The organism is Micromonospora sp. NPDC049204 (genome assembly GCF_040647935.1).
Lineage (GTDB): Bacteria > Actinomycetota > Actinomycetes > Mycobacteriales > Micromonosporaceae > Micromonospora.
In genome coordinates this window covers 506,458-526,415 of the sequence record NZ_JBEZDC010000001.1, presented here as the reverse complement: position 1 = coordinate 526,415, position 19,958 = coordinate 506,458, and the positions used below count along the sequence as shown (strand labels likewise).

Annotated in this window: 15 protein-coding genes; 6 read left to right on the top strand and 9 right to left on the bottom strand. The window is 70.8% G+C overall.

Going from position 1 to position 19,958, the window contains the following annotated elements; genetic code table 11:
* Window positions 1-25: 25 nt before the first annotated feature.
* Together AB0A90_RS02390 and AB0A90_RS02385 are read left to right on the top strand one after the other, a co-directional pair.
* Window positions 26-1,252: a histidine kinase gene (locus AB0A90_RS02390; RefSeq protein ID WP_357240328.1), complete on the top strand. Its 1,227-nt coding sequence runs from the start codon at window positions 26-28 to the stop codon at window positions 1,250-1,252.
* Window positions 1,253-1,269: 17 nt separating this feature from the next.
* On the top strand, window positions 1,270-1,911 hold the full coding sequence (locus tag AB0A90_RS02385) for a response regulator transcription factor (RefSeq protein WP_357240673.1): 642 nt from the start codon (window positions 1,270-1,272) through the stop codon (window positions 1,909-1,911).
* 328 nt (window positions 1,912-2,239) lie between these two features.
* Here the strand turns inward: AB0A90_RS02385 and AB0A90_RS02380 are convergent, their stop codons facing one another.
* Window positions 2,240-2,947 (bottom strand): SDR family oxidoreductase, encoded by a 708-nt coding sequence (locus AB0A90_RS02380; RefSeq protein ID WP_357240325.1) that lies wholly within the window; start codon window positions 2,945-2,947, stop codon window positions 2,240-2,242.
* 291 nt (window positions 2,948-3,238) lie between these two features.
* On the opposite strand from AB0A90_RS02380, the gene AB0A90_RS02375 reads away from it, so the two are divergent.
* Window positions 3,239-5,383 (top strand): MMPL family transporter, encoded by a 2,145-nt coding sequence (locus tag AB0A90_RS02375; protein ID WP_357240322.1) that lies wholly within the window; start codon window positions 3,239-3,241, stop codon window positions 5,381-5,383.
* A gap of 204 nt (window positions 5,384-5,587) precedes the next feature.
* Here the strand turns inward: AB0A90_RS02375 and AB0A90_RS02370 are convergent, their stop codons facing one another.
* Window positions 5,588-7,039 (bottom strand): ATP-binding protein, encoded by a 1,452-nt coding sequence (locus tag AB0A90_RS02370; RefSeq protein WP_357240319.1) that lies wholly within the window; start codon window positions 7,037-7,039, stop codon window positions 5,588-5,590.
* Window positions 7,036-7,728: a response regulator transcription factor gene (locus AB0A90_RS02365; protein WP_357240316.1), complete on the bottom strand. Its 693-nt coding sequence runs from the start codon at window positions 7,726-7,728 to the stop codon at window positions 7,036-7,038. The genes AB0A90_RS02370 and AB0A90_RS02365 overlap by 4 nt, the downstream gene beginning before the upstream one ends.
* A 588-nt stretch (window positions 7,729-8,316) precedes the next feature.
* On the opposite strand from AB0A90_RS02365, the gene AB0A90_RS02360 reads away from it, so the two are divergent.
* Together AB0A90_RS02360 and AB0A90_RS02355 are read left to right on the top strand one after the other, a co-directional pair.
* The gene (locus tag AB0A90_RS02360; protein WP_357240313.1) at window positions 8,317-8,520 is read left to right on the top strand and encodes a cold-shock protein; all 204 of its coding nucleotides are present in this window, start codon (window positions 8,317-8,319) and stop codon (window positions 8,518-8,520) included.
* A 379-nt stretch (window positions 8,521-8,899) separates the two neighbouring features.
* Entirely contained in the window at window positions 8,900-9,364 is a 465-nt protein-coding gene (locus tag AB0A90_RS02355; RefSeq protein ID WP_357240310.1) for a hypothetical protein, read from the top strand.
* A 141-nt stretch (window positions 9,365-9,505) separates the two neighbouring features.
* Here the strand turns inward: AB0A90_RS02355 and AB0A90_RS02350 are convergent, their stop codons facing one another.
* The 5 genes from AB0A90_RS02350 to AB0A90_RS02330 all read right to left on the bottom strand — a co-directional run bounded on the left by AB0A90_RS02350 (window position 9,506) and on the right by AB0A90_RS02330 (window position 15,680).
* Entirely contained in the window at window positions 9,506-11,986 is a 2,481-nt protein-coding gene (locus AB0A90_RS02350; protein ID WP_357240307.1) for an FtsX-like permease family protein, read from the bottom strand.
* A complete protein-coding gene (locus AB0A90_RS02345; RefSeq protein WP_357240304.1) occupies window positions 11,980-12,717 on the bottom strand; it encodes an ABC transporter ATP-binding protein in 738 nt (245 codons plus the stop codon). The genes AB0A90_RS02350 and AB0A90_RS02345 overlap by 7 nt, the downstream gene beginning before the upstream one ends.
* A gap of 128 nt (window positions 12,718-12,845) precedes the next feature.
* The gene (locus AB0A90_RS02340) at window positions 12,846-13,811 is read right to left on the bottom strand and encodes a hypothetical protein (RefSeq protein WP_357240301.1); all 966 of its coding nucleotides are present in this window, start codon (window positions 13,809-13,811) and stop codon (window positions 12,846-12,848) included.
* Window positions 13,812-13,953: 142 nt separating this feature from the next.
* Window positions 13,954-15,159 (bottom strand): hypothetical protein, encoded by a 1,206-nt coding sequence (locus tag AB0A90_RS02335; RefSeq protein WP_357240298.1) that lies wholly within the window; start codon window positions 15,157-15,159, stop codon window positions 13,954-13,956.
* Window positions 15,156-15,680 carry a SigE family RNA polymerase sigma factor gene (locus tag AB0A90_RS02330; protein WP_357240295.1) on the bottom strand — a complete coding sequence of 175 codons (525 nt, stop codon included), beginning with the start codon at window positions 15,678-15,680 and terminating at the stop codon, window positions 15,156-15,158. The genes AB0A90_RS02335 and AB0A90_RS02330 overlap by 4 nt, the downstream gene beginning before the upstream one ends.
* Window positions 15,681-15,971: 291 nt before the next feature.
* On the opposite strand from AB0A90_RS02330, the gene AB0A90_RS02325 reads away from it, so the two are divergent.
* A complete protein-coding gene (locus AB0A90_RS02325) occupies window positions 15,972-16,805 on the top strand; it encodes a hypothetical protein (protein WP_357240292.1) in 834 nt (277 codons plus the stop codon).
* 28 nt (window positions 16,806-16,833) lie between these two features.
* Here AB0A90_RS02325 and AB0A90_RS02320 read toward each other — a convergent pair whose 3' ends face one another.
* Window positions 16,834-19,932 carry a hypothetical protein gene (locus AB0A90_RS02320; RefSeq protein WP_357240289.1) on the bottom strand — a complete coding sequence of 1,033 codons (3,099 nt, stop codon included), beginning with the start codon at window positions 19,930-19,932 and terminating at the stop codon, window positions 16,834-16,836.
* Window positions 19,933-19,958: the final 26 nt, after the last annotated feature.

The following is a 19,958-nucleotide window of genomic DNA, read 5'->3' as shown; positions in this document are numbered from 1 at the left end:
CGGTGCGAACCGTAGGGTTGGGCACGTGGATGATGCCTGGACAGCCGTACGGGGACGCCCCACGCGGTTTCTGGCGTCGGTGTGGCCGTGGCGCTCACTCGCGTACGTGGCCACCACCGTGCCCATCGGTCTCGGCTGGCTGATCCTCCTGCTCGTCGTACTCACAGTGGGCGTGGCCACGATCGTGGTGGTCGCGGGACTGTTCGTGCTCGCCGGCCTTCCGACGCTCACGCACCTCGCCGCCGCGGGCGAGCGGCGCCGGCTCCAGCTGATCTTTCCCGGGCGGCCGGTGAGCCGGTTACCTGCGCCGCGCGATCGGAAACATGGCGGCGTGGCCTGGCCGGAGACGGGCGCCACGGTCCTGCTGGTGACGCTGTTCTGGCTCGTGGACGCCGCGGTGGTGGTGCTGCTGACGGCTGCGGTCGTGCTGATCCTCGCTCCGGTGCTGGTCCGTCACGACGTGGTCGAGGTCGCCGGGTGGCGGGTGGGCAACACCGGTGAGGCGTGGTTGGCGGTGCTCGCCGGCATCCTCACACTCGTCCTGCTGGCGTACGCGGTCACCGCGCTGGCCTGCGGCCAGGCCGCCCTGGTGCGGCACCTGCTGGACCCGCCCGAAGCCCAACTGGCCGAAGCGGTCCAGCAGCTGCGCCGCTCCCGAAGCGGGCTGGTCGACGCGTTCGAAACCGAACGCCGCCGGATCGAGCGCGATCTCCACGACGGCGTCCAACAGCGCCTCGTCGCGCTGACCATGACACTGGGCAGCGCCGAACTGGACCTGACCGACGGCCCCGGCCTCGACCTCGTGCGCGAGGCCCATCAGCAGGCCGAACAGGCCCTCGCCGACCTGCGCACCACGATCCGGGGCATCCACCCCCAGGTACTGACCGACCATGGTCTCGCCGCGGCCGTGCACGAGATCGCCGGTCGGTCACCGGTCCCGGTCCACCTCGATCTCGCCCTCGACGGCCGGCTTCCCCCGGCCGTCGAGGCCGCGGCCTACTTCTTCGTCAGCGAAAACCTCACCAACGTCGCCCGCCACTCCCGGGCCCGATCGGCACAGGTGCACGCGTGGACCGAGGACCACGCACTCATCGTCTCGGTGGTGGACGACGGCGTCGGCGGCGCTGACCCGCAGGCCGGCACCGGCCTCGCCGGACTGCGCGCCCGGCTCGACGCCCTCGACGGCGACCTGCACATCACCAGCCCCGCCGGCGGCCCGACCCAGGTGAGGATGACGTGCCCGATCCACTGACGCCGCCGCCGAAGGCACTGCGCATCGTGGTCGCCGAGGACGCGGCCCTGCTCCGCGAAGGGTTGGTCCGAATCCTCGAACGCGCTGGCCACGACATCGTCGCGGCCGTCGCAGACGCGCCGGCCCTGCTCACGTACGCGGCCAACTGCCGCCCCGACCTCGTCGTCACCGACATCCGCATGCCACCCACCCACACCGACGAGGGCCTGCGCGCGGCGGCCACCATCCGAGCCGCCCATCCCGGCATCGCGATCCTGCTGCTGTCCGCCTATGTCGCCGACGCCTACGCCGACGAGCTGCTCGACTCCGCCCCCGGCGGCGGCATCGGCTATCTGCTCAAGGACCGGGTCGGGCACGTACGCGACTTCCTCGACAGCGTCGACCGTGTCGCCGCGGGCGGCACGGTCATCGACGCCGAGGTCGTCCGCCAGCTCGTCGTCCGCCGGCACACCGACGGTCCGCTCGCCGGCCTCACCGAACGCGAACTGGAGGTGCTGGCGCTCATGGCCGAAGGCCACACCAACCACGCGATTGCCGGCAAGCTGTTCGTCAGCGAGGCCGCGGTGCGCAAGCACATCGGCAACATCTTCGCCAAGCTCCCCCTCGACCCGCACTCGGACCGCCGGGTGTCGGCCGTTCTCACCTACCTTCGCGGCTGACCGAACGGGATCGAGCACGCCTGTCAGGCGTGCCATCGGATCGGCCGGACCGCGGGTGCCGCGTGCGTCGGGGGCGTGGAAATGGAGCTGGTCGAAGTCGACGTCGACCTGGTCACCGATCCCGTCGTTACCTACGCGAGGTGGTCGAGGGCCGTTGGAGGCGCCAGCTTCAAGACCACGAAGTCGAGCACGATCTTCATGGCTTCGCTCGACGTCCGCACCCCTGCGGCGGTCCGGCGGCAGCCCGGCTTCGTGAGAATCCGGGCTACCGCCGGGCGTACGCCCGTTGACCAGGCCGCTTACTGCGGCAGGCGGATTACCGGTGAAGTCAGGCGAAGAGATTGCCGGTGATGTCGGCGTAGAAGTCGGCGGGATCGCGGGAGAGGGAGGCCTTGACGTTGGCGGTGGGCTTGTCAGCGATGACTTCGATCTTGCCTGCTTCCAGTCCGTCGAGGGCCTGGGCGACCACCTCGTGGGGCGCGAGCTTGGGGATGTCGAAGCCAGCCATCATGTCCGTGTCGGCGATCGCCAGCGCCAGGGCGGTGACCAGAGTCTTCTGGTCGGCCAACTCGAGTCGGATGCCGTTCGTCAGGGACCACTCCGCGGCCTTGGAGGCGGCGTAGCCGTTGCTGCCGGGGCTGAAGGTGTACCAGCTCAGCGCCGAGATGACGTTGAGGATGGCGCCGCCGGCCAGCCTGGGCGCGAAGGCGCGGGTGACGTTGAGAGTGCCCCAGAAGTTGGTGTCGAGGTCGCGGCGGATGTTCTCCGTGGAGGGGCCGAGCAGCGGGGCTTCGGTGGAGGTGCCGGCGTTGTTGATGAGGATGTCGAGGTCGGCCACCTTGCCTGCGGCGGCCTCGATGGACGCGGGATCCGTGATGTCCAGCTGGAGCGCGATGGCACCGGGAATGTCGATGCTTTCCAGGCGGCGGGCGGTCGCATAGACGGTGGCGCCCCGGGCGAGGAGGGCCTCGGCGAAGGCCTTGCCGAGGCCGCGGTTAGCTCCGGTCACGAGGGCTGTTGAGCCGTTGATGTGCATATCGCCACGCTAAAACCTCACGTTGACGTCAGGGGCAAACTTGTGCGAGGTGAATCACGCTCGCCCGTGTCGGCGGCGCTCGGCTCAGGGGAGGGAGGTGGTACCGCGGTACTACTCCCGGAGCGCCGTTCGACACCCGCACGAGAGCCCTGCCGCGTTGCTCACCCGGTCCGACGGCTGTGTCGCCTGGGCCCTGCCGACCGGTCTGATCACCGGATTAACGGTCGTCTCAGATTCGCTCGGTACGAAGTTGGCCTCAGACAAGCGACGCAACCCGCCAGGAGGCTATTGATGTCAGTCAACGCAGCGCCGCCCAGGGAGGCGCCGGCCGGTCGGTTGGCAGGCCGGTGGGTGCCGTGGTTGGTGATTGGCCTATGGGTGGCGCTGGCGGCGGTGATGGTGCCGTTGAGCGGAAAGTTGAGCTCGGTCACCACCGACAGAGCCGTGGACACCCTGCCGGCCAGCGCCGAGTCCACCAAGGTGGCGATGCTGGAGGACAGTCTCCCCGGCGGCGAGGACAGCACGTTCGTGTTCGTGTACCACCGCGCCGGCGGGATGACCGACGCCGACCGCGCGACGGTCGAGCGCCACCGCAACACCCTCGCCGAGCGGTACCCGCCGAAGGTGGCGGCCGGCGAGGACGACGAGGGTCCGGCGACGAGACTCTCCACCGACGGCAAGGCGATGATGTTCACCCTCGACGTGAGCACGACCTACGGCGCACCGGAGGCCATCGTCGGCCCGTTGCGTGACGCCGCGAAGGACCGCCCCACCGGCCTGGAACTCGACGTGACCGGCCCGGCCGCGATCGACGGTGACATGGACGCTGTCTTCGACGGCATCGACCTGCAGGTCTTCCTCACCACCGTCGTCGTCGTCACGCTCTTGCTCATCCTCACCTACCGAAGCCCGGTGTTGTGGTTCATCCCGCTCGTGGTCGTGGGCGCGGCCGCACTGACCGCGATGGCGACCGTCTACCTGCTCGTCAAGGGCTTCGGCATCGTGGTCAACGACCAGAATTCGGCGCTGCTGACGATCCTGGTTTTCGGCGTCGGCACGGACTACGCGCTGTTGCTCATCGCTCGGTATCGGGAGGCACTGCACCACCACGAGAACGTCAGGGTTGCGATGGTCCACGCGCTACGCGGCGCGGCGCCGGCCATCGTCGCGTCCGCGGCCACCGTGATCGCCGGCCTGCTCTGCCTGCTCGTCGCGGACCTGAACAGCACCAGCGGGTTGGGCCCGATCGGCGCGGCCGGCATCCTGTGCGCGCTGGTGGCCATGCTGACGCTGTTCCCGGCGGTGCTCGTGGTGCTCGGCAGGCGGATCTTCTGGCCGGCCATCCCGCGGTTCAGCACGGCTGTGGAGCAGAAGCCGGGGCTGTGGGGACGGCTTGGCACCGCCATCAGCCGCCGACGGTGGGTGGCGACGCTCGGCTCGCTCGGAGTCCTCGGCGTGCTCGCCCTCGGGCTGGGGGGCAATACCGGCGCCCTGCGGGAGCAGGACCAGTTCCTGTCCGCGCCGGAGTCGGTCACCGGCTTCACCGTTCTCCGCCAGCACTTCCCGGAGCTCGGCGGCCAGCCGATGACGATCTTCACGCGGCCGGCGTACCAGGAGCGAGTGCTCGACATCGTCAAGGGCACCCGCGGTGTGGCCATGGCCATCCCGGGCCAGACCAAGGGTGGCTGGGCCGACATCTCCGTGTTCCCGACGGACGCGCCGGACACCGTCGCGGAGTACGACACGATCAAGCGTGTGCGCACCGCTGTGCACGCGGTGAGCGGGGCGGAGGCGATCGTCGGCGGGCCGAGCGCGGAGAACCTCGACACCGAGGTGACCACCAGCCGCGACGAGAAGCGGGTGATCCCGCTGGTGCTCGCCGTCGTCCTGATCGTCCTCGGGCTGCTGCTGCGCGCGATCGTGGCCCCGCTGGTCCTGATGGCCACCGTGGTCGTCTCGTTCGCGGCGGCCTTCGGCGGCAGCGTGTTCGTCTTCGACACGATCCTCGGGTTCAAGGGCATCGACTATTCGGTGCCGCTGCTGGCATTCCTGTTCCTGGTAGCGCTCGGCGTCGACTACAACATCTTCCTGGCCAGCCGGGCCCGGGAGGAAACCGTGCGGCTCGGCACCCGAGAGGGCATGCTCAAAGCCCTCTCCGCCACCGGTGGCGTCATCACCTCGGCGGGGCTGGTCCTGGCGGCCACGTTCGCGGTCCTCGCCACACTCCCGCTGGTGATGCTGATCCAGGTCGGGTTCCTGGTCGCCTTCGGCGTGCTGCTCGACGCCCTGCTGGTGCGGTCGGTCCTGGTGCCCGCCCTCACCCTCCTGATCGGCCGGCGAATCTGGTGGCCGAGCCGGCTGTCCCGTCCAGCGGCAGGGCCACCGATCGGTCGACACACGCTCGCCGGCGAGGAGGAGCCCGCGCTGAAACGGTGAGCGCGGCGGCACGGACGAGATCCGGGACGGGCACCCAGCCCGTCCCGTGTCCTTTCGTGGGTCTGACGGCCGCCGCCCTCCGGTCCTGCGCGACGCACCTGGCCTGGGGTCGCGCACTGCGGTGTCCGGCCCCGAAGGTGAACGGCGCGGGGTCATGCCCGAAGGCGGCCGTCTCTTGTCCTGGGCCGCACCGCCGGGACGGGGTCAACGCGCCGCGGTGTCCTCCCCGGCGGTGCGGCGCGCGATCGGGGCGGGCGGGGCCGCGGCCGGAAGGTCGACACGAAGCAGCGCGCCACCGCGTGTGGAACGGGCGACAGCGGCCCGGCCGCCGTGGGCGTCGACGACCCGCTGCACGATCGACAGCCCCAGACCGGATCCCGGCAACCCCCGGGCGCTGTCGGCACGGTAGAACCGGTCGAACACCCGCGGTACGTCGACTGCGTCGATGCCCGGCCCGGCGTCGTCGACCTCGAGCACCGCCGACGCGCCCTCGGCACGCAGCCGGACCTGGACCGGCTGGTTCGCGGGGGACCACTTGCCGGCATTGTCGATGAGGTTGAGCACCGCCCGCTGGAGCGCAGCGGGACGCCCGCTCACCCACACGGAGGTCACGTCGAGCGCGACCTCGATGTCAGGCACGCGGGAACGCGCCCGGGTCGCGGCGGCCACCACCACGTCGGCGAGGTCGAGCAGCTCGGTGCTCTCGTCGCTGACGTCACCGCGCGCCACCTCGGTCAGCTCGGTAGCAAGGGTGCTCAACTCGGCCACCTGGGCGCCGAGATCGTTGAGCAACCGGGTCCGACTCTCCGCCGAGAGTGCGTTGTCCAGGGTGCCGCGCCGATCGAGCCGGATCAGCAGCTCGACGTTGAGGCGCAGGCTGGTGAGCGGGGTCTTGAGCTCGTGGGCGGCGTCCTCGGCGAGCAGCCGCTGGGCCCGCCGGGAGTCCCGGAGCGCGGCGAGCATCTCGTTGATCGACTGGATCAGCCTCCGGATCTCCCCACCGCCCTCAGCCGGAATGTCGGCGTCGAGAACCCGGGTGTGCGCGACACGTACCGCTGCGGCAGTCAGCCGGTCGATCGGTGCCAGCCCGGCCCGCGCCACGGTCCGCCCGACAAGGGCGCCGCCAACCACGCAGAGCAGCCCGATCACCAACATCCCGAACCCGAACCGGTTGATCGGGCTGTCGTCGGCCACGCGGGCCACCTGGACCGCACCGTCGCCCGCCCGCAGTGTGTAAATGTGGTAGCCGTCCTCGTCGCTGTCGTTCGTCTCCATCAGGTCGGCCGACGCGCCCTGCGCCACGCGCCCGGCGTGCCCGCTGACCGGAGGCAGCGCGGGTTGGCCGACCGGCGTCCGGGTCGAGCCGTCGGGCAGGATGACCCGTACCAGCCGACCGGACCCGGGATACGGCGGTAGCTGAACCTGCGCCACACCGGCGCGCTCCGCGTCCGTCGCCAGGACGCGGGAGTCGGCGCGTAGCTGACCCTCGGCGGTGTCCCGCAGCTCCCAGTCCAGCAGCTCGCTGGCCACCTGGAAGGCCATGAACACGCTGACCGCGATGGCCGTCGCCGCGATCACCGTCAGCCTGGTCCGCAGGGACCGCCGGCGCCACCATCGGGTCAGCCGGCGCGGTACCCGGCCGGCGGGCCTGCTCACGGAGGAGTCTCGCGCAACGTGTATCCCAGGCCGCGCAGCGTGTAGATCAATCGCGGCTCACCCTCGGCCTCCATCTTGCGGCGCAGATAGCTCACATACACCTGGAGGTTGTTGGCCGTAGCGCTCATGTCGAAGCCCCAGATCGCCTCGAACAGCGCGTCGCGGGTCAACACCCGGGTCGCGTTGCGCACGAGGACCTCCAGGAGGGAGAACTCGGTCCGGGTCAAGCGCAGCGGGCGCCCGCCACGCCACGCCTCGAACCTGTCGGGATCGACCCGGACATCGGCGAACGACAGGACCTGCGACTCCCCGTCGGCCGGCGTGCGCCGGCGCAGCAGGGCCCGCACCCGGGCCAGCAACTCCTCGGTGGCGAACGGCTTGGGCAGGTAGTCGTCAGCGCCCGCGTCCAGCCCCGCGACCCGGTCGGAGACCTGATCCCGGGCGGTCAGCATCAGCACCGGCAGATCCCGACCCGCCGCCCGCAACCGCCGGCACGTCTCCAACCCGCCGAGGCGAGGCATCATCACGTCGAGGATCAGCAGATCCAGTGCGTCACCGCCGGCCCCACCGACCCCGTCGAGCACGGCGAGACCGTTGGCGACGGTGCTGGTGTCGTAACCCTCGACCTGGAGAACCCGCTCCAGCGACTCACGGATGGCCGCGTCATCATCCGCGATCATGATCCGCACGCCGGCGCGCCCCCTTCCAGTCGATGCTTTGCCGCTCATCCTCCCCGATCAACCTCAAGCCAGGATTAGAACCGTCGCCACTCTCGCCGGCAGCGCGCCCTGCGCCACCGGCTGAGTTGCCAGCAGGTCGGCCGACGCGATCAGTCGCCCGAATCGGCCACGGTGTTCCCAGGCACGCGGAGTCAGGTTGGTGCGGGTGAGACCGGGGTGGGCCAGGGCGCTGACGATCGGCGTTCCGGCGGCGCGCAGGCGAGCATCGCATCCTCCGTGGATACCTTTTCGGCGGATCCGAAGTGGAGCGCCTGGTGCGCTGACGAATCGGCGCTTTTTACCCGGTCAACGTGCCGTCCGAGCGGGATGGGCAAGCAGATGAGGGGCCAGGCCCACGCGCTGCCGTGGGATCGGCGACGGATGTGCTACGGTAGCCGAGTTGCAGTTTTGATTTCCGTAGACGTTATCCGGCGCCTGATGGGGTATCTGAACCCATCTAGGCGCTTTTCGTTTTTCGTGTCGATTCGACGCGGGTGATCAACGCGGCGGCGTAAGGGTCCGCACATTGCGGTCTCTGACAGCCTGCGAGGAGCAGACATGACTACAGGTACCGTGAAGTGGTTCAACGCCGACAAGGGCTTCGGCTTCATCAGCCCGGACGACGGCGGCGTCGACGTCTTCGCCCACTTCTCTGCGATCTCGGCAAGCGGCTTCCGCAGCCTCGACGAGAATCAGAAGGTGGAGTTCGACGTCACCCAGGGCCAGAAGGGCCCGCAGGCGGAGAACATCCGCCCGCTCTGATCCACATTCTGTGAGCGGCGGCCCGACTGGTTCAGCGGGCCGCCGTTTGGCGTTTAGCCAACCGACGTTGCTGTGTCTCGGCACTAACGGGGCCGACCGACTGCATCTACTCGATCGACTTCAACAACGATGGCCCCCGTACCCCGACCATATGTTCGAGGTCCTGTTCGTGCTGGCCGCTCTGGTCGCTACCGTGCTGGGAATAGTGGCGGTGCGCAGACAAACTGACGGACTCGAAGGTCCAAGGAACCTCGACGTCGGCGGGCGACCACCGCCGATTTTCACGCACGGCACGGACGGCGCGACAGAGTCGTCGGGGACAGACTGACGGTGCGGCACCCCTCCCCGGAGAGCCCAGTGGGATGTACGGTCCATCGCCATGAGCTATGACCTGATCTTCGTGCCCCGAAGCGACGACCAGTCCTGGGATGACGCGTTGGAGGCGGCCGAGGAGGCCGACACCGACGAGCGTCCAAGCGGCGAGGCTTGGGCCCGACTGGTGGCGGCGGCGCGGCAGGTGCTCGGTGAGGTCTCCGTCTTCGAGGGGGCCCACAACTACGAGCTGACTCACGAGCCGACCGGCATCCAGGTCAGCTACTACGCAGAAGAGGCTGGGATCACGGTTCCCTACTGGTACCGAGGTGGAGATGCCCGGGCGATCGTTACGGCGATGTATCGGATCGGCGAAGCCGTCCAGGCGGTCACGGGCCTACCCGGGTACGACCCCCAGCTGGAGCTACCACTGTCGGATGCCGTCGCGCAGCCGGAGCTTGCCGTCAGGGTCTTCGACGACGTCGCTGCGTCCTTTGCGGAACGAGGAATCTCTAGTCCCAGCAACGGCTGAGTGACTATCTGGGTGACGAAGGGAACGAGCAGCGGTGGACGCCTATGACTCCGGTGGAAGGCTTCCGCAGCTAGGTGCTCATGAGGGCGCAGGTCAGCACGCCCTGTTGGTTGCCTGGGGGTCGGGGCCGGGCGGCGGCGTTCACTCACGGGCGCCGGCCAGCTCCACCGGGCGGGTGCGCAGCGCGCCGGCGGCGGGGAGCACGGAGGCGACCACGGCGACCACCACGCACGCCCCCAGCGTCGCCGCGAGCGTCTGCCAGGGCAGCACCACGCTGGACCAGACCGACAGGGCGGCCAGTGAGCCCCAGATGCCCAGGATGTTGACCGCCGTCACGATCGTGCCGAGCACCGCGCCGACCACCACGACGGTCATCGCCTCCACGGCGACCAGGATGAGGATCTGCCGCTTCGTCGCACCGGCGAGGCGCAGCACCGCGAGGTCGCGTACCCGGTCCGAGGTGGCCATCACCATGGTGTTGCCCAGCGCGATGCCGGTGTAGATCAGCGCGATGCCGAGCACCACCAGGTAGCCGACGCGGGTCTGCCGGCTGTTGCTCGGGTACTCCGACCGGATCCACTCCGCCCGGGTCTGCACACCCGCGGCGGTGGGCTGCAGGGCGGCCCGGACCGCCGCGGTCCCGGCGCTCGCGTCGGTGCCCGCGGCCCAGGTGACCTCCAGCCGGTCCGGCGGAACCCCGGGAGCGTTACGCGGGGTCACGTAGACGCCGTTGTTGCCGGTGCCGGCGGCGATCACGGCCGCGATCCGCAGCGACGTCCTGATGCCGTCGCCGAGCCACACGTCGACCTGCTCGCCGACGGTGTGCTGCGCCCACTCCTCGTTGACGACGATGCTGCTGTCGTCGAGGTCGGCAATGTCGCCGGCCCGCACCGGCAGCTTGCGCGCCCCGGTGAGCTCGCCCGGGTCGACGGCCTGCGCGTCCGAGCGGATCAGCGCCGTGCCCTCCTCGAGGTGGTAGACGGCGGTGGCGGCGCTGGCCATGACCGTGGCTCCGGGCACCTGGCGGACCTGCGCCACCGTCTGGGCGGCGAAACCCCCGGCGGCGTCGTCGGCCTGCACGATCAGGTCGGCGCGGGTCTGCTCCCGGATCTCGGTCGCCTTCGCCTCGTTGATGGTCGCCGTCGCACCCAGCAGCGAGCCGGCCAGCGCCACGGTCACCAGCACGGGCGCCGCGATCGCCGCGGTGCGCCGCACGCCGGCGGCCGCGTTCTCGCGCACCAGCATGCCGGTGGCGCCGGGCAGTTGGGCCGGGAGCCACGCGAGCAGCCGGGTCAGCGGCCGCACGAGGATCGGCGCGAGCAGCGCCACCGCGGTGATCAGCAGCATCGGCTGGGTGGTGTACGTCTTGCGGTGCAGCGCCTCGCCCGGGTCGGTGAGCAGCCGCCAGACGAGCATGCCGAGCCCGGTGGCGAGCAGGCCGGCCCCGAAGATCCAGCGCCCCAGCGTCATGGCCCTGGTGTCCACCGAGGCCTCCCGCAGCGCCTCGACGGGACGGATGCGCCCCGCCCGCACCGTGGCGACCGTGACCCCGCCGAGCGCGACGAGCAGCCCGGTCCAGAACGCCACGTGGTACGGCCAGGTGTACGCCCCGATGGTGAACCACGGGGGTGCGAGCTGTTCGTCGACGAGCAGGCTCGCGAGCCACGGGGCGCCGTACGAGCCCAGCACACACCCGGCGGCCGAGGCGAGCACGCCCACCACCATCGCCTCCATGAACAACATCGAACGCACCTGCCGCGGGGTGGCGCCGGCGGTGCGCATCAGCCCGATCTCGCGGCGCCGCTGGGCGACGGCGAAGGCGAAGGTGGACGCCACCACGAAGACGGACACGAACGTGGTGACGCCGCCCGCGGTGCCCAGCAGGGCGTTCATGGCGATGAGGGCGTCGCGGTCGCGGTTGGGCTCCGGGTCGGCCTTGCGCCGGTCGCTGCCGGTGAGCACCTGGACGTCCGAGCCGGCACCGAGCACCGTACGCACCATCTCGGGCGCCGCCTGCACGACCAGGTGGTCGATGCGCGGCGACAGTTTGGCGGCCTCCGCGTCGGCGAAGAAGATCGCCTCCTCGAAGCGGGCCGGCGCGACCACGCCGGCGACCGTACGCGTGCTCAGCCCTGCCGGGGTGCGCACCGGCACCGCCGTGCCGACCAGGGACGCGTCGCCGGGGAGCACCACCTCGGCGGGCTGGCGGGGCTCGTGCCCGGCGGTCAGCCGGTATCCGCCGAACGTGGCGATCGACCACGGATGCCCGACCAGGCCGGCGTCGTCGCCGTCGGGTCCGGCCACGCGTACGGGGAACGACCGGTCGGCGACCGTGGGGGCCTTCGCGGCGAGCGCCGTGGCGACCTCGGGCGCGACGCCGCGCGGCTGGGCGAGCGGCTGGGTGCGATCACCGATCGGTGAGGGTACCCGCAGCTCGTCGGCGCCGCGCACCACGACCGGCGCGCCGGCGAAGCGCTCGGGCCTCTGGTCGGGGGCGTCGAGGGTCGACGCGAGCCCGAGGCCCATCGTGGCGATCAGCGCCACGCCCAGCGCCAGCGCGACGAACGTGCCGACGAGCGTCACCCAGCGGGACCGCAGGGTGCTGAGGGTCACGGTCAGCACGCGGCGGTCTCCATCTGGGTCATCCGGGCGGCGACGGCCTTGGCCGTGGGCGCCGCGAGCTCGCCGTTGAGGTGGCCGTCGGCGAGGAAGACGACGAGGTCGGCGTACGACGCGGCGACCGGGTCGTGCGTGACCATCACGATGGTCTGCCGCTGCTCGTCCACCATGGACCGCAGCATCGTCAGGACCTCGCGGCTGGTGGTGGAGTCCAGCGCGCCGGTGGGCTCGTCGGCGAAGAGCACCTCGGGCTGGGTGATCAGCGCCCGGGCGATCGCGACGCGCTGCTGCTGGCCGCCGGACATCTCGCCCGGCCGGTGCTTGGCCCGGCCCGCGAGCCCGACCTGGGCCAGTACGTCCTGCACCTGCGAGCGGCCGGGCCGGCGCCCGGCCAGCCGCAACGGAAGCGCCACGTTCTGCTCGGCGGTCAGCGCCGGCAGGAGGTTGAAGGACTGGAACACGAAGCCGATGCGCTCGCGGCGCAGCAGGGTCAGCTTCGTCTCGTTGAGCGTCGTCAGGTCCGTCTCGCCGAGCAGCACCGCGCCGGAGGTCGGCCGGTCCAGGCCGGCCGCGCACTGCAGCAGCGTTGACTTGCCCGATCCGGAGGGACCCATGACGGCGGTGAAGGTGCCCTCGGTGAAGGACAGGGAGAGGTCGTTCAGTGCGGTCACCGCCCCGTCGCCCGCGCCATAGGTGCGGGTGACGTTGCGGAGCCGGATCGCGTCACGGGTCATGGTGCAACCTTGGTGTACGACGAGGCTGCGCACAGCCTCGGGGGAGCGAGTCTCTGGGGTAGTGCCAGCGAAACGGGGAAGGGGCACCCGTGTTGGGAGACGCCGGTGCCCCTTCGTGGATGGAACGGTCAGACCCCTCCGGTCTGGGGTCGGGGCACGTTCAGCGCGGCACCCGGTCGCGGGGTCACCAGTTGGGCGGCGACGCGCGCACAGACGCGTGCGCCGTAGTCGAGACCGTGCTGGTCCGGGTAGCGCACCTGCACCGCGAGTACCCAGTTGTTGGTGATGGCCAGACAGTTGACGTGCCAGTTGCCGTCATAGTCGAGCGAGGTCCAGCCGTTCTTGATGCTGACCGGGTCCTTCTCGAGCATCTCCATCGGTAAGCCGTCGATGATGCCCCACCGGCCACCCTCTCGCGCCTCCTGCTGATCCTTCTTGGCGGTGGTGCCCCAGACGTTGCGCATCTCCTTGAGCAACCAGTCGGTCCATTTGGGACCCGCGGCCTTGCCGCTCTTGACACACTCGCCCATTCGTACCGCGTCTTGGGCGGTCATCTCGGTGAAGCTCCACCAGCCCGCGTAGCCAGGCATGGTGCCCGGCCTCGTCTTGGTCAACCGGCACAGGCTGATCATCCGTCTGATCACCGCTGTGCGACCGCCAGCGTTGTAGAGCGCTTCGGCCGAGTCGTTGGAGCTGTAGCGGATCGCTTGGCTGGCCTGTTTCAGGCGTTCGTTCGAGGGCGTCTTGTTCGCCTCCGCCGTTCGGCGCAGGAAGTCCGCGACGATCCAAACCTTGATCATCGATTCGGTGGAGTTGGTCGACTTGGCACTGTTGGCCGAGCCGGCGGTCTGCCCGCTCTCGCGGTCCAGCAGTGCCCACGCGAAGAAGCCGTCCACCGGCACCGATATCGGTGCGGCGGCCAGGGTCGGCGGCGGTGGCGGGGTCAGCGCGGGCGGCGGGGTGGTGGGGGTGGCGGATGCGGAGTCGGTCGGATCGGGGGTGGTGGCGAGTCTGGCGTACGCGGCAGGGACCAGCAGGACCCCGCCGAAAACGATCGCCGCGACAGCGAACACCATAATCACGCGAGGGCGCATAGAAGGCTCCAGGGGGATGGGCCAGGGGGTGTGTTGCAGATGGGCGGTACGGGGCGGGCCGCGCCGAAGTGACCCGACCCGCCCCGTACCGTTGTCAGCTGGTCTGGCCGACTTCGTTGACGGTGGCGAGGTCCAGCACGGCTCAGAAGGTGATCTTCGCGGCGCTGCTCGGCAGGCCGGCGGAGGAGCCGATGAAGAGGTGGTCGGCCTCCTCGGCCGGTAGGTGCATCGAGTGGGTCACCCGACCGGTCAGGTCGACCACGAGCAGGCGGTCGTACTCGTCATCACCTGGTCCGAGGGCTGGGGCGGGCTGGTCCGATGCCGGTATCCCGCCCGCGTCGTGGTAGACGCGGATCAGCAGGTGCTGGTCGTCCGTCCAGCCGATCAGGCTGCCGGCAAGGGGCACCTTGACGCTGTGCTGGACCGCCCCGGTGACCGGATCGACCACCGTGACCGAGGTCTGCCGCACCCCATCGGAGTACGGCGACAGCGCCAGTTGCCCGCCGTCCGGAGAGAAGCTGACGTCGTCCAGCTGGCCGCCGCTGACGGGAACGGTACGCACCACTTTGCCAGCCAGGTCGTAGATGCGGATCCCGGTCACCGTGGGCTCATCGAGAGATTTGGAGAGCGTCAGCGCGAGCCCGTTACTGTCCGGCGTCCAGATCAGGCCGGTGGCCTGGTCGTTCTGCTCGGCCAGGTCGGGCAGTGGGACGAACGTTGTCGTGAGCGTCTCCGAATCCACCAGCACGAAGCCGGGCGTACCCGTGCGCGGCAGGTGGGTGAAGAGGATGCGCTGCCCGTCCGGCGACCAGCGCCCGTCGGTCGAATAGCCGGGGAAGTGGGCGTGGCTGGTTCTGCCGAGTTCGGCGATCCACCGTACGTTCCCGCTGGTCCGGTCAAGTACGCCCGCCCGGGTGGGATAGCGCTGACTGTTGTCGCCCGTCGCGACCAGCACCTGGCTGCCGTCCGGGGATGGCATGGCATACCGGTACGGCACCCGGTCGTACCGGCCGGTCTTCGCGTTCAGTAGGAGCGAGTACAGAAAGTTCGGGCTCGGATCATCGATTTTCGGATCGCGGATGCCGCTGTACGCGGTCACCACGAGTGGCCTCAGCCCGTTATCGGCGAACTGGTCGCCGGCCGTACCGCTGATCGGGGCGACGACGGCGACCACGCCGATCAGCGCGGCGCAGATCGCCGCGGCGAAGCCACCGCCGACGGCCTGCCGGGTGACCCGTTGCCGGCGGGCGCTGACCAGTGCGGCCTGGGCCAGCCCGACCGGCGCCGGCGCGGTCTCGGCCAGTTCCTCGAATGCGGTCCGGAGCGCTCTGGTGAGGTGCTGGTTCATCGGTCTACCGCCTCCTTCGTGGCGAGGATGTCGAGCCTGGGACAGAGTTCGCGCAGCCGGGCGAGAGCCCGTGCGGCCTGGCTGCGTACCGTGGATTGGGTGCAGCCCAGAATCTCCGCGATCTCGCTGTCCGGCCGGTCTTCGAAGTAGCGCAGCACAAGCACCGCCCGGTGTTTGGGCGCGAGCTGCGCCAACGCCTGCCTGAGCGCCAGGTTGAGGTCGACGGTGGCGGTGGCGTCGCCCGTCGTCGCGACCTCCGGCACCTGTTCAGCGCTGACCTCGCGCCCCCGGCGGAGGCTGCGCCACCAACTCGTCTGCTGGCGGTACAGCGCGGTGCGCAGGTACGCCTCTGGGTTTCCGGTGCGGATCCGCCCCCAGTGTCGGGCGCCCTTGGTCAGTACCGTCTGGAGTAGATCCTCGGCCTGCTGACGGTGCCCAGTCAGGGCGAGCGCGGTCCGGAACAGGGCGTGCGAGCGGGCCGCGACGAAATCGCTGAACTCCCGGTCGAGGTCAGCGTCCATGGGTGTACCTATCCCTCATACCGATAACAACGCCAGCCCCGCGGTGGCTGCTGCTTTGCCGGCCAAGACAGCGCCGCCTGCCCTCGGACGAGCACGATCTCAGACCCGAATCCGGGCCGGGTGGCTGGCACACAGGTTCACGCCCGCGATCGTTGCAGTGGGACGCTTCTGGGGTGGCGACGGCGGCGGTGCGCCCCGGGGACATGGCTTTGTCGACGCTGTGAGCAGCCTTACCACTGATCTCGTCCGTGCTGGCAACCGTCCCTGACACGTACGTCCTACTGTCGTGGGATGAGTTCTGCCGCTCGTCCTCCCTTGCCGCCCGACGTCGACCCGCACCTGTGGTTCGACACTGAGCAATGCGGACGGCACTACCTTCTCGATGGCAACCCGCACACCTCCGCCGGCCGTATGGACGCCTACTGCGCGGAGCGCGGCATTCGTACCCGGGTGTCGAAGGGGGAGATCGGCGACTGCTCCGAGCAGACCCGGTACTTCGTACGCGGGTTCCTGTCCGGCAGTGAGCTGGCCCCGCCGGAGTCGCGCGACGGCACCGATGCGGCCTATCTCGCCTGGCGCGCGGCGGCCGCTCGTTTCCGAGACACCGGTTCCTGGGTCGACATCGACGCTGCCGGTGACATCGCTACCGCCCCAGCGGAGGAAACCGAGGCGGAGGACCTCCCCGACGAACTGCGGGCCTTGGTGCGAGAAGAGGCAACGGTGCGGGTGGCGCTCGTGGTCGACGTGCCGGACAGTGCTGCCGACCGCGCCGTTCAGGTGGCCACCACACTCGCCGAACGGGTCGGCAGGCGGACCTGTGACGGCCCCGGCCCTGTCGAGGTCAGTGGGCCGGTGTCGATCACCCGGGTGTACGCGCTGGTCGGCGTCAGCGGACATCGCCCATGGGTGGCGGTGCAGACGGCGATGACAGCACTGGGCCGCAGCGGCTGGTCTCCCGCGACCGCGGTCGAGGGCGAGCAGTACGTGACAGCGGAGTTCCAGGCGCACCGCAAGCTCAACCGAGGGCTCGACGCGCTGGGAGTGAGCGCGGTGGAAATTCACGCCGGGTATGGACTGGGCCACGACCCGTCGCGCACGCCGGACAGTCGGTGGCAGGGCGAGTGACGACGGCGGTCAGCCCACTACTGGGCGGTCAGGCGGATTGCCGGTGGCGGCCGAGTGACAGGACCAGGCCGACGGTGGCCAAGGCGATTCCGGCGACGGCGGTGTAGGTGGGGAGATCGGCGGGGACGCCGAGGTGAACGGTGATGCCGAGGATGCGGGACAGGCCCCAGGGCAACAGCGCGAGCTGGTCATTCCACACCGTCAGCGCGCGTTCCAGACCCACTACCGAGACCAGGGCGGACAGCACGCCGAGGGGCACACCCGCGGCGGTGAGGGTCAGCCCGACGGCCCTTCGGCGGCGCAGGCCGTACCGGTCCCGCAGGACCACGGCGACGACCACGAACAGCCAGCAGAATGCCGCGAACGCGACGGTCACGTACGCCGCGCGCAGACTCGGCGCGGCCCAGAAGGCGAACCAGTAACCGCCCGATCCGCACCCGGCGAGCGCCGCCAGCAGCAGTACGCTGCGCAGCAGCGCGACGCCGCCGATGACGGCCCAGAGGTGGAACGGATCCCGGCGACCGACGACGAGGCGTACGACGAGGGCGAACAGCGCCCACCCACCGAGGGTGACCAGCAGGTGCGCCGGGGCGGCGAACCAGGTCAACACGAGCCGGCTCGCCACCAGCACCACGGTCGGGACGAGCCACACCAACACCCGGTCTGCCCGTGTCATGGGCGTGGGCAGCGCGGCGACCCGCCACGGCCGGAGCGCGCCGAGCAGCAACCCGCGCGCGGCGGCTGCCCCGAATCCACGCCCGTACCGGCCGAGCAGCACCATCAGCAGGATCGACCCGAGTATCGCCCGGGCCGCCCAGGCCATCGCCGGGTCCCGGTCGGCGCGCCGCGCCCCGAGGTCGGCGGCGGTGAAGTTGTACGCGGGCAGGTCCAGGTCGGCGCCGTAGCGCTGCCGGTGCGCGTCGCGCGCGTCCTGGTACTCCGCAGCGGCCAGTTGCCAGTCGTGGCGGGCGGCCGAGGCACCCGTGTCCAGCCACTGCGCGTGTCGCAGCACCATGGTGCGGTACGCGCTCAGCGTCTCGAACAGGTCGACCTGGTAGTCGAGTGTCGCGGCGAAGCGCCCGCGCAGGTCGGGGTCCCGCCAGGTCGCCGGTTCGGTGGCGGCGACCAGGTCGCGCATGCGCCGGGCCAGCGCGACGGCCTGGGTGCCCTCCTCGATCGCCTCGTCGACGCGGCCGCCGGTCACCGCGTAGATGCTGTCCAACGCGGCGGAGTCGCCGGTCACGATGTCCCACTCGAAGATCCACATCATGGGTGGCGGTTCCAGCCCGAGCGCCCGCACCGACCGGTCGGCGTACGGACCGATGTAGAGGCCGCTGGTAACCGCCTGTCGGGACAGCGCCATGGCCTGCCCGATCGCGGCGACGGTGGCCGGGTCGTCGGAGAACGTGCGGTACGCCCAGTCCGCCGTGACCTGCGCCGGGTCGACGTCCGGGTCCCAGGCCAGCCGGCCGACGGCGTACGTGTTGAGGTCGTAGAGCTGCCAGAACCCCGTGCGCAGGTACAGCGACATGGGTCCGGCGCGCAACGGCCCGCCGTCCTGGGTCCAGTTCCAGACGCCCTCGACGTTCGGGTTGGCGGCAAGGAACGCGCGCAGGGCCTGGCGGTGCAGCGGGCCGAGGTCGTTGGGCAGCGAGCCGAACGCCTCGAACTCGCGCCGGGCCTGGAACTCCACGATGCGGCGATGCCCGCCAGCCAGCAGGGTGGTGTTCAGCGGCAGATGGCTGTAGAAATCGCCAAGGGTGTACTTCGTGGACACGATCAGATGCGGATCATCGAGCCCGCCGAGGACCTGCGCGTACGACACCGGGTTGGTGTGCAGGTCGCCGACGGCGCCGACGCCCACCGTCCACGTACGGAAGATGATCTCCCTCCCGGCTCGGCCCGCGGTGTCCAACAGCGCCCGCAGCATCGCGCGCACGGACGCTTCGGTGGTGACCGCGAGCCGCGACGAGTAGTCCCAGCCGGTCCCGGCGTACACCTCGCCGCCCTCACCGACGCGGACCATCAGGCCGTCGACGAACGGCATGCTCTCGAACAGCTCGGCCAGACCGGCCTGGTAGACCGCCCACAGCCGGGGGTCGGCCGCGTCCAGGCCGCCGACGGTCCGCGTCAGGTATGCCTCCAGCGGGGGCGACACCGCGAGCATGTCGGTCAGCAGGTAGACCCGCACGCCCATGTCCTCGGCGTACCGGAAGACGGGGCCGAACGCCGCGACCATCGCCCGTGCGCGCTCGACGTGCGGGTCGCCGGGCGGGTAGACCGCGCGCCCGTCGCCGACCTTCACGAACGTGACGTACTCCAGGAAGCCGGGCACGACGATTCCGTTGAATCCCTGCGCCACCGAGTGGTCGACGAACTGCCGAAACTGCGCGTCGATGCGGGCCACCGCGCCAGCGTCCACCCACGGCGCGCCAGGCAGCACCGCCGACCCGACCACGTCGGTGTTCAGGCCATAGTCGTCACCGGCGGCGAAGACGGCCGGGTCGGGCTCACGCCCCACCGAACCCGCGTCGGTCAGCCGCAGGCCGAGCCGGGGGATGACCACCCGACCCACGTCCGCCGCGGGGAGCGCCTCGACACCGGAGCGGATCCGGTCGGCCAGCCGGTACATCCCGGCTGCCACGCCCGCGACGTCGCCGCCCTGGACGGCCAGCTCGGCGCCGCGCACGTCGAGCCGGTACGACTCGGGCGTCCCGCTGAGGGTGGCCAGCACGCCCGCCCGCAGCGTGCTCACCGCCGACAGGTCCGGGGCCGCGACGCGCGCCGTGCCGGTGCCCGGCGCGGTCGTCGCGGACCTCGCCGGGCTCGACGCGGCCGGGACGAGCACCGGCCGGGGCAGGCCGCGGACGACGACCGCGTCGGCGACGGCGGCTGCGGCCTTCCTGAGACGCGGCTCGTCGGGCACGACGAGGGACGCCAACGGCGGGACCGGCGCGGGCTTCCGCGCCGGCGCGGCGACAGCGTTCTCGTGCGGCACGTCGGCGGGGGTGTGGCTCAGCCCCAACGTGTCGCCGACGCCCCAGGCCGTGGCCGCGCCGAGCGCCACCAGGACCACTGCGGCGACAAGCAGCGGATACGGCCTGCGGACCTGGACAACATGAGCCACGCTCGCATGGTAGTGGCCCCGCCGGC